We start from the raw sequence: 12,169 nt of genomic DNA on the forward strand, positions 1-12,169 counted from the left end.
CCTCAGGCGTCGTCGTTGGCTTTGATCAGGCGGTCGTAGGCGTCCTGGTCGAGCAGGGCGGTGACTTCGCTCATGTCGGCAGGGATGAAGCGGAAGAACCAGCCTTCGCCCAGCGGGTCTTCGTTGACCAGTTCGGGGCTGTCGTTGAGGCCATCGTTGACTGCGACCACGTCACCGGTCAGGGGCATGTACACGCCGCTGGCGGCTTTCACCGACTCCACGGTGGAGGCTTCGGCGCCTTTGTCGTACTGCTGCAGCTCAGGCAGTTGCACATAGACCACATCGCCAAGGGCATTCTGGGCGTAGGCGGTGATGCCCACGGTGACACTGCCATCGGCTTCGACGCGCAGCCATTCGTGATCTTCGGTGAAACGCAACTCGCTCATGGGGAATCCTCGGGAAGCAGGGCGTTGGGCGCGGTGGCTCCGCGCTCTTGGGTTGGGATTCCCTAAGCAATAATGCGGCCACTAGTAAAAAATGCTTATAAAACAATGGCTTGTATATTGTTGGTAAGCACTTTGACATTCGGTTGTAGTGAAATCGCTACAGCTGATGAGGGTGGGAAAAGCGTTTGGGGATCAAACCCTTGCATTGAGGGGGCGAAGAGGGCCTGTATTGATTTCAATACGTTGTATTGAAATCAATACAGAAAGGGGCGAAGGCTCAACCGGCGGTGAAAATGGGCAATGCCAGGTACAGCTTGATCATGATCACATTGATGATGTCGATGAAGAACGCGCCCACCATCGGCACCACCAGAAACGCCATTTGCGAGGGGCCGAAGCGTTGAGTCACCGCTTGCATGTTGGCGATGGCGGTAGGTGTGGCGCCCAGGCCGAACCCGCAATGCCCTGCGGCCAGCACTGCCGCGTCGTAGTTGCTGCCCATGACCCGGAACGTCACGAAGATCGCGAACAGTGCCATCAGCAATGTCTGCGCGGCCAGGATAATCAGGAAGGGCAGTGCCAGTGCCGCCAAGTCCCACAACTTGAGCGACATCAGCGCAATGGCCAGGAACAGGGACAGGCTGACGTTACCCAGCACGGAAACTTCACGCTCGAAGACTTGATACAAACCCAGCGCTGAAAGCCCGTTGCGCAACAGCACACCGACAAACAACACGCAAACGAAGGTCGGCAATTCGAACGCCGTGCCAAGGAGCTGGCCATTCAACAGCGTGCCGCCGAGCAGGCTGACCGAAATCAGTGCCAGGGTCTCGATGAATGAAAACGGCGTGATCAGTCTCTCTTTCTGAGGTTCTTCAAACCCTTTGGGCATGTGGGGTACTGCTTGTTCGACACCTGGCGTCTGTACCCGCTTGATCAGCAGGCGGGCGACCGGTCCACCGATCAGGCCGCCCAGCACCAGGCCAAACGTGGCCGAAGCCAGGGCCAGTTCCGAGGCCGAGGCCAGGCCATATCTTTCGCTGAACGTAGTGCCCCAGGCCGCGCCTGTGCCATGGCCGCCGGACAGTGTGATGGAGCCCGTCAGCAGGCCCATCAGCGGGTCCAGCCCCAGTGCGGTGGCCAGGCCGATGCCCATCGCGTTCTGTACCAGCAGCAAGCCGGTAACTGCGAGCAGGAAGATCACCACCACGCGCCCGCCTTTTTTCAAGCTGGCAAAGTCTGCGTTAAGGCCGATGGTGGCGAAGAACGCCAGCATCAAAGGCGCCTGCAGCGAAGTATCGAATTGTACTTTCAGGTCGAAACTGCGTAATCCCAGCAGTATCAGGGCAACCACCAGGCCACCGGCAACAGGTTCGGGGATATTGTAGGTTCGCAGGACAGCGACACGTGTCACCAGCCCGTGGCCCAACAACAGCACCAGTGAGGCGGCGACCAATGTGCCATAGAAGTCGAGTTCAAGCATGAGAGGCGCTCTCTCTCCATCAACAAAGAAGAGCGTCATTTTCGCAGCAGTGCTTGTTGAAGTATTGGCCGGGCCCGTAGGAATAGTCTGAAACCTGACAGCGTAAAGTTCTAATTCTTGCCTGGAATACGATGATTTGCGCAAATGTTGCGCGATCGCGGTACGCGATGCTTGCCGTCGGCCCGCCATTCTCCGGGCAGATCAAAAACGGCCGGCTGATCAAATCCTTGTAAACGCGCCCTCAAAAGATCGTGTATCAAATGCTACGGCGTACCGAAATCGATACGTATCACATCTGTCATGTGCTGATGAAGTGCGGAATGGAGAGTGGGGGAGCCGATCATGCAGCATCTCCATGCAATGGGGCAGTAACCTATTTTTAATAGGCGGTGTTTACGGGCAAGTATCTGTGTGACAGTTATTTGTTCCTTGCTTGTAGGACCTGTCTATTTTCAATGACTCATCTCTTTTTTCTTGGGCTGTTGTATTAGGCTGAGTGCTCCGGCGCAACAGTGATTTGCATTTTGTTTAGAAGCGGTAGGGGAGTTGGCTAAGCCACTTTTCTCGGTTTCGCTCGCCCTGGAACTTAGCAATGTAAATCGCGAATGTTGTGAGCGGCGCGCACGAGGCTAATGAGAATTTCTCAAGGAGATATATATGGCCCGAAAAAAAGACAAGTCATATTGCCACCAACCTTTGTCGGGGCACAACCTTCACGTCCAGGGGCTTCTGCTCCCGGGGGGGCTGTTGCCAATCATGTAGGGCCGATTCTGGACGGGTTCAAGATATCCGCCGCTGGCGCGATGAAAATCGCTGATGATGCAGCGAGGGTCGTTTATCTGGAAAGCTTGTCTGCACTGGCTGGTATGCTCGAGCAGGAAGTCGTTGCTGTACGTAATGAATTGGGTAGCGCTCAGGAAACGAATATTGAGAGCCTTCAGCAAGATATCGCTGCTCGGTCAGTTTTGCTGGAACGTAAAACAAATGATTTAAGGCAGCAACAGGAACAGGCGAATAGCTATTACGGATCGTCGCCATTTGGCAAGAGTGCCGAGTATTATTCCAGCACCACGTTTCAAAATATTGCTACTGGTCGTATAAGAGTTGCGAACATTCAAGAAGCTTTGAACGCTGCGTATCGTGCCGCTTACATGGTGCAGTTGCGAGAAGCCGAAATACAGATGCTTCAAGCGCAAATCGCAGCGCTGCAGCAGGCTCTACACACTGCGCAGGAGCAACTGAGAGCGGAAGCAGAGGCCCAAGCTCGTTCCCAAGCGGAGGCGGAAGCTGCGGCTCGTGCCCAGGCGGAGGCGGAGGCGGCTGCGTCTCGTGCCCAGGCGGAGGCGGAAGCTGCGTCTCGTGCCCGGGTTGAGGCAGAAGCTGCAGCCCTAGCTCAGGCAGAGGCTCAAGCGCGGGTTAAAGCCCAAAAGGCGGCTGAGAGGGCGTTGGCAGAGCAGGCCATCCGCCAAGCCAACACATATAAAGCGCCGCTATCTGAGCTAGCGGTAACGCCTGCCATCGTCATGGCTACGGCAGCGCCTCCAGTGGTAGAGGCTGGCGTAGCACTGGGCACGGCCATTCGCTCCGCCGTCACATCGCTGAGTGTCGCTTCGATCGGAGCGGTGGCTGGGTCTTTTGTGGTGGGTACCTTCGCACTGCTCTACGCCCCCAAACTGGGTAACGGGGAGTTAACCGACAACTATGTCCTGACCTTGCCGCTGAGCGACCTTGAGGTCGAACTGGATGCTGCTGCCCAGGCTGCTGCCGTCGAGCGTGGTGAGGTCAACCTGCCGGTGCGGATGGCAGGCAAGCGCGAGCAGATCGGGCCGACCGAACTGTTCGCCGCACGCACTGATGGCTCTGTCATCTCTTCTGCGGTGCCGGTACTGGCAGCCGAGTTCAACGCGAAGAACGGTCAGTACATCGTCAGCACCGATGACGTACCACCCAGAACGCTGATCTGGACACCCACAGTCGAGCCGTCGAACAGCTCTACAACCTTGCCAGCGACTCCTCCACCTGCAACGGCGTTGGTTGGGCCGATGCTCGAACCGATCGAAGGCCGCCTCGACACTTATCCAGAGTTGCCGGATGTCGGGTTTGACGACTACGTCATCATCTTTCCGGCGGACTCGGGGCTGGCGCCGCTTTATGTGATGTTCAAAAGCCCCAGGAATATGCCAGGGGTGGTGTCAGGTAAAGGTCAACTCATACAGGGACAGTTCTTATATGACGGAAATAGAGAGGGGGCTCCGATTCCTGCTCAGATCGCCAGCAAGATGCGAGGCAAGAGGTACAGTAGCTTTGGTGCATTTCGTCGGCGGCTTTGGCAGTTGATTGGCCGTAGTCCACTGTTTGAAAGTCAGTTTGATCTAGCTGAACTCTTGATTATGCGTCGAGGATTGGCAGCACCTGCGAGGAAGAATGAGCGCGTGGGACGGCGGGTGAAGTTCGAAATCCATCATATAAGACGTATTTCTGAGGGTGGCGCTGTTTATGATGTGGACAACATGATTATAATGTCGCCAAGGTTTCATGTTGAAGCTCATTCGGAGAAGAAATTGCCATGAAAGAAAAAATATCGGATTATACGGAGCAAGAGTTCTTTAAACTTGTTTACGGGATATATCATGGTGATCCGGTGCTTTATCCCACAGATCGTAAACATACTGACGGTATTATTAAATTTGAGCTGCTATCAGAGCACCCGTTGGGTTCTGATCTGATTTTCTACCCTTCAAAGGTGGGTATTACCGATTCTCCTCAAAGCGTAGTGGATGAAGTAAAGAAATGGCGAGCCGAGCAAGGCTTGCCGGGCTTCAAGGAAGCTTGACAGCCACACGGAGTTCCCCTGCTTCCCCAGGCCGGGGAATTCCTCTTCACCGGTCAGCAAATAATGGTCGGCTCGTGAGTCCTTTCGAAAATTTGATGACGTAGCGTCCTAGCTTTTGCCGGGTATTCCGTACTTGCGCAAACGCTGGGCAATTGCCGTATGTGATGTCTGCAGTCGCCCCGCCAGCTGCCGGGTCGAAGGGTAACTGGCATACAACCGTTGCAGCAGTTCTCGCTCGAAATCCCCGACCGCCTGTTCCAGGCTCGCCACGTCGCCGTCCTGGCCACGCGCCACCGATGTCCCGGCGATATCCAGATCACCGATATCCACCAGGTTGCTCTCGCAAATCGCCGCCGCTCGGAAGATCACGTTCTGTAACTGCCGTACGTTGCCAGGCCAGGGGTTGGCCAGCAGTGCCGAATGGGTGGCCGGCGTGAGGCGACAGGGTGGCCGCTGGATCTGCGTGCAGGCCTGCTGCATGAAGTAGTGCGCCAGCATCAGGATGTCCTGGCCACGATCACGCAGCGGCGGCACCTGCAGGTTGAGCACATTCAGCCGGTAGAACAGGTCTTCACGGAAAGTGCCTTCGGCGACCATGCGTTCCAGGTCGCGGTGGGTGGCGCTGATGATGCGCACGTCCACCTTCACCTCGCGGTCGCCGCCCACGCGACGGAAGCTGCCGTCGCTGAGAAAACGCAGCAGCTTGGCCTGCAGGTACGGCGACATTTCGCCGATCTCGTCAAGAAACACCGTGCCCTGGTTGGCCAGCTCCATCAGCCCGGGCTTGCCGCCACGTTGGGCGCCGGTGAAGGCACCGGGTGCATAGCCGAACAGCTCGCTCTCGGCTAGGCTTTCAGGCAGTGCGGCGCAGTTGAGGGCGAGGAACGGCGCGGTGTGGCGGCTGCTGATGGCATGGCAGGCGCGGGCTACCAGTTCCTTGCCGGTGCCGGTTTCGCCGTGCACCAGCAGCGGCGCATCGAGGGCCGCCACGCGCAGGGCGCGGGCCTTGAGGGTGCGGATCGCCGGTGATTCGCCAAGCAACGCGTCGAAGCCTTCAGCGTGGTCGTGGTGCAAGGCCGACAGGCGCTCGCCCATGCGGTTCGGCGCATACAGCGTCAGCAGGCCGCCAGCGTTGGTGATGGGCGAGGCGTCCAGCAGCAGACTCTGGCCGTTGAGCTGCATCTCGCGCATCGGCAGGTGGAAATTGTTGTCCAGCAAGGCCTGCAGCAGGTCGGGGTCGTTGAACAGTTCGCCCACCGTGCGCCCGGCGGATTCGCGGCCGCACAAGGCGATCAGCGCGGGGTTGGCCAGTAGCACCTTGCCGGCGCTGTCGACCGCCAGCACCGGGTCGCTCATGGCCGCGAGCAGGGCGTCGAGCTGCAGGTGGCGGCGCTGGCCGGGGAGGATGTCGACCACGTCCACCGACTGCACGCCGCGGACTTCGAACAGGGCGTCATGGAGTTCTTCGAGCACCGCCGGGCTGAGGGTCGGGGCGTCGATGTAAACGTTCGGCGGGACCATTTCCACGGCGTCCAGGTTGAGGTTGCGGGCACCGAGCAGGGCGAGGACTTCCTGGGTGATGCCGACGCGGTCGATGAAGCTGACGTGGATGCGCATGGAGTTCGAACAGTAGGCGACGGAGTTCGCCAGTATGCCTTGAGTCGGATGCCAGGCCCAACATCGGCGGTGGCATCTTCGCGGGCAAGCCCGCTCCCACAGGTACTGCACAGGCCTCAAGGGCAGTGATTGACCTGTGGGAGCTTGCCGGCGAATGAGGTCACTCGAGGTGTTCAGGCTTGATCGGGTCGCCCGATTTCACATCCAGCTTCTGGCGAATGTCTTCGAACATGGCGTCGTACAGCTTGTGCGGCGAGCCCAGGCTCTCGAACTTCTGGTGGGGGGCCAGGTAGGACTGGGCCTTGCGCGAGGCAATCATGAGGAAGCTGGGCAGTACCTGATCCTTGGCCAGGAAGAACGGTTCATCCACCTTCTTGCCTTCGATGATCCCGTGCATGCGGAACTGGATACCGCGGCCTTCCTTGGGGTCTGTCGCCGCCTCGTACTCGATATTGAGGTCGTAGCTGTGGTCGTTCTTGGTCAGCGCAGTGCGCTCGATATGGACGTGGCCGGGTTGAAACTGGGCCATGGCAAACTCCTCCGGAAGGTGAAAATGGCGGGCCCGTAAGCCCGCCCACTGCATTCAACGGTAGCTGATCCCCGGCTTTTCGGTGCTCACACGGGTGCCGGCGACGCCTTTGACGATGCCCTCGATGTTCTCCAGCGAGCTGATCACCGCCACCTTGCCGGTGTGGCGGGCAAAGTCGCAGGCCGCTTGCACTTTCGGCCCCATGGAGCCGGCTGCGAAGCCGAGGCGTTCGAGCTCGTCGGGGTGGGCCTGGGCAATGGCCTTCTGCGTCGGCTTGCCCCAATCAATGTAGGCCGCATCGACGTCGGTGGCGATGATCAGAAGGTCGGCTTCCAGTTGCTCGGCCAACAAGGCAGAGCACAGGTCTTTGTCGATCACCGCCTCGATGCCCTTGAGCTTGCGGTTTTCGTCGTACATGGTGGGGATGCCGCCGCCACCGGCGCAGATCACGATGCTGCTCTTTTCCAGCAGCCACTTGATCGGGCGGATCTCGAAGATGCGCTTGGGTTTCGGGCTGGCGACCACGCGGCGGTACTTGTCGCCATCGGCCTTGACCACCCAGCCTTTTTCCTTGGCCAGGCGCTCGGCCTCGTCCTTGCTGTAGACCGGGCCGATGAACTTGCTCGGGTCCTTGAAGGCCGGGTCGTTGGCGTCCACTTCCACCTGGGTCAGCAGGGTGGCGAACGGCACTTCGAACGCCAGCAGGTTGCCCAGCTCCTGTTCGATCATGTAGCCGATCATGCCTTCGGTTTCGGCACCAAGCACGTCCAGCGGGTAGGCCTCGTCGGGCTTGTACGACAGCCCTTGCAGCGCCAGCAGGCCAACTTGCGGGCCGTTGCCGTGGGCGATGACCAGTTCGTTGCCGGGGTGAATCTTGGCGATCTGTTCGGTGGCCGTGCGGATATTGGCGCGCTGGTTGTCAGCGGTCATGGGCTCGCCGCGGCGCAGCAGGGCGTTGCCGCCCAATGCAACAACGATACGCATGGGGAATGTCCTTTAAGCGAAAGAAATGAACGCTGCTCGGGGCGGGACACCGCCCCTGTGGGAGCGGGTTCACCCGCGAATGCGTCAGCAGCCCCAACGGTAATACCTGGGCTGACGCTTTCGCGGATAAACCCGCTCCCACAGGGGGGCGGGTTGCCCGGCCTGACGAGTCAGCCTTACAGGTCAGCCAGGGTCGAAACCAGAATCGCCTTGATGGTGTGCATGCGGTTTTCCGCCTGCTCGAAGGCGATGCACGCTGGCGATTCGAACACGTCATCGGTCACTTCGATGCCGTTGGCCAGGTCCGGATACTGCTCGGCAATCTGCTTGCCGACCTTGGTCTCGGAGTTGTGGAAGGCCGGCAGGCAGTGCATGAACTTGGTCCTTGGGTTGCCGCTGGCTTTCATCAGCTCCTTGTTCACCTGGTAGGGCTTGAGCAGCTTGATGCGCTCGCCCCAGGCTTCGATCGGCTCGCCCATCGAGACCCAGACGTCGGTGTGGATGAAGTCCACGCCCTTGACCGCCGCCTTGGGGTCTTCGGTCAGGGTGATGCGTGCACCGCTTTCTTCGGCGTACTTGTGGCAACGCTCGACCAGGTCTTCATGCGGCCACAGCGCCTTGGGCGCGGCGATGCGCACGTCCATGCCAAGCTTGGCGCCGATCAGCAGCAGCGAGTTGCCCATGTTGTTGCGGGCGTCGCCCAGGTAGGCGTAGCTGATGTCGTGCAGTGGCTTGTCGCTGTGCTCGCGCATGGTCAGCACGTCGGCGATCATCTGGGTTGGGTGGTATTCATCGGTCAGGCCGTTGAACACGGGTACGCCGGCGAACTTGGCCAACTCCTCGACGATTTCCTGCTTGAAACCGCGGTACTCGATGGCGTCGTACATACGCCCGAGCACGCGGGCGGTGTCCTTCATGCTTTCCTTGTGGCCGATCTGCGAGGAGTTGGGGTCGATGTAGGTGACGTTGGCGCCCTGGTCATAGGCGGCGACTTCGAAGGCGCAGCGGGTGCGGGTCGAAGTCTTCTCGAAGATCAGGGCGATGTTGTTGCCCTTCAGGTGCTGCTGCTCGGTGCCGGTGTACTTGGCGCGCTTGAGGTCGCGGGACAGGTCCAGCAGGTATTTCAGCTCACGGGTGGTGTGGTGTTCGAGGCTGAGCAGGTTGCGGTTGTGAATGTTGAACGCCATGACTGTAACTCCTTGAATTCGGTGAGGGGCCCGGCCGCTGCTTCGTGGGCGCGGCCGGGTGTATGGGCGTTAGTAGTCGATTGGGTCGCGCACGATCGGGCAGGTCATGCAGTGGCCACCGCCCCGGCCCCGGCCCAGCTCGCCGGCGCTGATGGTGATGACCTCGATGCCGGCCTTGCGCAACAGGGTGTTGGTGTAGGTGTTGCGGTCGTAGCCGATGACCACGCCGGGCTCGATGGCCACCACGTTGTTGCCGTCATCCCACTGTTCGCGTTCGGCGGCGAAGCTGTTGCCGCCGGTCTCGACCACGCGCAGCTTGACGCCCAGCTGCTCGCCCACCACCTCGATGAACGATTTGTTGATGCGGCGCACGTCCATGCCGTATGGCTTTTTCTCGTCCGGGCGGATGATGAACGGCACGATCTCATTGACCACTTCCGGGAAGACCGTGACCAGGTCGCGGTCGCAGAAGCTGAACACGGTGTCCAGGTGCATGGCGGCGCGGGACTTCGGCAGGCCGGCGACGATGACTTCCTTGACCGCGCCCTTGGCGAACAGGTTGCGCGCCAGTTGGCCGATGGCCTGACGCGAGGTGCGTTCGCCCATGCCGATCAGCACGATGCCCTTGCCGATCGGCATCACATCACCGCCTTCGAGGGTGGACTGGCCGTGGTCCTTGTCCGGGTCGCCGTACCAGACTTCGAAGTCGGCGTTGGTGAACTCCTTGTGGAACTTGTAGATGGCGGTGGTCAGCAGGGTTTCCTGGCGACGCGCCGGCCAGTACATCGGGTTCAGCGTCACGCCGCCGTAGATCCAGCAAGTGGTGTCGCGGGTGAACTGGGTGTTGGGCAGCGGCGGCAGGATGAAGCTGGAGTGGCCCAGGTAGTCGTTGTACATCTTGACCACATCGGCGCCTTCGCTCTGTGGCAGGTCCTGGCCGGCCACGCCACCGATCAGGAACTCGGCGAGGTGACGCGGCTCCAGGCCTTCGAGCCAGCTGCGCACTTCGTTGTTCAGGCCAACACCGACGGTGTCATCGGTGATCTTGCGGTCGAGAATCCACTTCAGGGCTTCAGGTTGCTGGACAATGTCGGTCAGCAGGTTGTGCATCTCCAGCACATCGACGCCACGCTCGCGCATCTTGGTGACGAAGTCGAAATGGTCACGCTTGGCCTGGTCGACCCAGATCACGTCGTCGAACAGCAGCTCGTCACAGTTGCTTGGCGTCAGCCGCTTGTGCGCCAGGCCCGGTGCGCAAACCATTACCTTGCGCAGCTTGCCGGCTTCGGAGTGGACACCGTACTTCTGTTTTTCAGCGGACATGGTTTCATTCCTCCAATTGAACGAAGACGTGGGTCAAAGGGTCAGGAAGCCGTCATACAGGCCGAAGGCCGCCACCAGGGCGCCGATGACCACGGCTGCGAAGATCAGTTTTTCCACGTTGGTGAAGATCGGCTGGCCCACCTCGCGCTTGGCCTTGGCGAACAGGATTGCGCCAGGAGCGTAGAGCAGGGCCGAGAGCAGCAGGTATTTCACGCCGCCGGCATACAGCAGCCAGATGGCGTATATCAGCGCGATGGCGCCGATGATCAGGTCCTTCTGCCGCTCGGCAAGGGCCTGCTCGTAGGTTTCGCTGCGCAGTGCCAGCAGGAAGGCATAAGCCGCCGACCACAGGTACGGCACCAGGATCATCGAGGTAGCAAGGTAGATCAGCGACAGGTAGGTGCTGTTGGAGAACAGGGTGATGACCAGGAAGATCTGCACCATGGCGTTGGTCAGCCACAGGGCGTTGGCCGGCACCTGGTTGGCGTTCTCGCGGCGCAGGAACTCCGGCATGGTGTGGTCCTTGGCGGCGGCGAACATGATCTCGGCGCACAGCAGCACCCACGAGAGCAGGGCGCCGAGCAGCGAGATGATCAGGCCGACGCTGATCAGCACCGCGCCCCAGTGGCCGACCACGTGCTCGAGCACGGCAGCCATCGACGGGTTCTGCAGCTTGGCCAGTTCCGGTTGGGTCATGATGCCCAGCGACAGCACGTTGACCAGCACCAGGAACAGCAGCACGGTGATGAAGCCGATTACCGTGGCCTTGCCCACGTCGGAGCGTTTTTCCGCCCGTGACGAGAAGATGCTCGCGCCTTCGATACCGATGAACACCCACACGGTGACCAGCATCATGTTGCGCACCTGGTTCATCACGCTGCCCAGATCCGGAGTGCCCACCGCCCAGATGTCGGCGGTGAAGATGTCGAGCTTGAAGGCGAACAGGCAGATCAGTGCAAACAGCACCAGCGGGACGACCTTGGCCACGGTGGTGACCAGGTTGATGAACGCTGCTTCCTTGATGCCGCGCAGGACCAGGAAGTGCACGGCCCAGAGCAGTACCGAGGCGCCGATGATCGCCGCCGGGGTGTTGCCTTCGCCGAAGATCGGGAAGAAGTAGCCGAGGGTGCTGAACAGCAGCACGAAGTAGCCGACGTTGCCCAGCCAGGCACTGATCCAGTAGCCCCAGGCCGAAGAAAAGCCCATGTAGTCGCCGAAGCCGGCCTTGGCGTAGGCGTACACACCGCCATCCAGGTCAGGCTTGCGGTTGGCCAGGGTCTGGAACACGAAGGCCAGGGTCAGCATGCCCACGGCGGTGATCGCCCAGCCAATCAGTACCGCACCAACGCCGGCACTGGCGGCCATGTTTTGCGGCAGCGAGAAGATCCCGCCACCAATCATCGAGCCGACCACAAGTGCAACTAACGCGCCGAGCTTTAGTTTTCCGGAAGAATCAGACATTTAACAACTCCTGCCAGGAGAAAGTTGACGACAGAATAAATCCGACGCCTAGACCATGAGCTGACTTGGGTCAGTTCTTGGCAACGCGAAGGTAGGAAATTTCCTTCGCGCGGCTCCTGGAGAGTGCCGACAGCTATGCTGCAGGCCTTGTGCGCTGGCACCTCCATGTCCTACTAGAGCAAACGCTCTGTTTAGCCTGCGATTTCTGAAGCTAGCCGCTTTTGTCGCTTTCGCAAATTTTTCACAAGAATTTCGAGTTTTATCAGTTTCTTTTCTAGTTGCTTGGCAGCTGCTAGTTTTTACAGAGGCATGGCGATAGACATTGTGGTTATTAATGCTATAGGTTTAATGGTTTTGGCCATATAA

Annotated in this window: 10 protein-coding genes; 2 read left to right on the plus strand and 8 right to left on the minus strand. The window is 59.6% G+C overall.

What is annotated here, in order from left to right; translation table 11 throughout:
• Positions 1 to 2 precede the first annotated feature (2 nt).
• Entirely contained in the window at positions 3 to 386 is a 384-nt protein-coding gene (gene gcvH, locus OCX61_RS04855) for a glycine cleavage system protein GcvH (RefSeq protein WP_261942826.1), read from the minus strand.
• A 277-nt stretch (positions 387 to 663) separates the two neighbouring features.
• A complete protein-coding gene (gene gltS / locus OCX61_RS04860; protein ID WP_261944271.1) occupies positions 664 to 1,869 on the minus strand; it encodes a sodium/glutamate symporter in 1,206 nt (401 codons plus the stop codon).
• A gap of 803 nt (positions 1,870 to 2,672) precedes the next feature.
• Between gltS and OCX61_RS04865 the strand changes: the two genes are divergently transcribed.
• Together OCX61_RS04865 and OCX61_RS04870 are read left to right on the plus strand one after the other, a co-directional pair.
• Complete coding sequence (locus OCX61_RS04865; protein ID WP_261942827.1) at positions 2,673 to 4,439, plus strand: pyocin-S2/colicin E7-DNase domain-containing protein; 1,767 nt, start codon at positions 2,673 to 2,675, stop codon at positions 4,437 to 4,439.
• Entirely contained in the window at positions 4,436 to 4,702 is a 267-nt protein-coding gene (locus OCX61_RS04870) for a bacteriocin immunity protein (protein ID WP_261942828.1), read from the plus strand. The genes OCX61_RS04865 and OCX61_RS04870 overlap by 4 nt, the downstream gene beginning before the upstream one ends.
• 108 nt (positions 4,703 to 4,810) lie before the next feature.
• Here OCX61_RS04870 and gcsR read toward each other — a convergent pair whose 3' ends face one another.
• From gcsR to arcD, 6 genes are all read right to left on the minus strand, one after another.
• Positions 4,811 to 6,319, minus strand: coding sequence for a transcriptional regulator GcsR (gene gcsR, locus OCX61_RS04875; protein ID WP_261942829.1), 1,509 nt, complete (start codon positions 6,317 to 6,319; stop codon positions 4,811 to 4,813).
• Between the two features lie 160 nt (positions 6,320 to 6,479).
• A complete protein-coding gene (locus OCX61_RS04880) occupies positions 6,480 to 6,848 on the minus strand; it encodes a DUF5064 family protein (RefSeq protein ID WP_261942830.1) in 369 nt (122 codons plus the stop codon).
• Positions 6,849 to 6,902: 54 nt separating this feature from the next.
• Positions 6,903 to 7,832 (minus strand): carbamate kinase, encoded by a 930-nt coding sequence (gene arcC / locus OCX61_RS04885; RefSeq protein WP_261942831.1) that lies wholly within the window; start codon positions 7,830 to 7,832, stop codon positions 6,903 to 6,905.
• Positions 7,833 to 8,008: 176 nt separating this feature from the next.
• Entirely contained in the window at positions 8,009 to 9,019 is a 1,011-nt protein-coding gene (locus tag OCX61_RS04890) for an ornithine carbamoyltransferase (protein WP_261942832.1), read from the minus strand.
• Positions 9,020 to 9,088: 69 nt separating this feature from the next.
• Complete coding sequence (gene arcA / locus OCX61_RS04895; protein WP_261942833.1) at positions 9,089 to 10,342, minus strand: arginine deiminase; 1,254 nt, start codon at positions 10,340 to 10,342, stop codon at positions 9,089 to 9,091.
• A gap of 33 nt (positions 10,343 to 10,375) precedes the next feature.
• Entirely contained in the window at positions 10,376 to 11,803 is a 1,428-nt protein-coding gene (gene arcD, locus OCX61_RS04900; protein ID WP_261942834.1) for an arginine-ornithine antiporter, read from the minus strand.
• Positions 11,804 to 12,169 lie beyond the last annotated feature (366 nt).

The sequence above is a fragment of the Pseudomonas sp. LRP2-20 genome, assembly GCF_024349685.1.
Taxonomy (GTDB): Bacteria; Pseudomonadota; Gammaproteobacteria; order Pseudomonadales; family Pseudomonadaceae; genus Aquipseudomonas.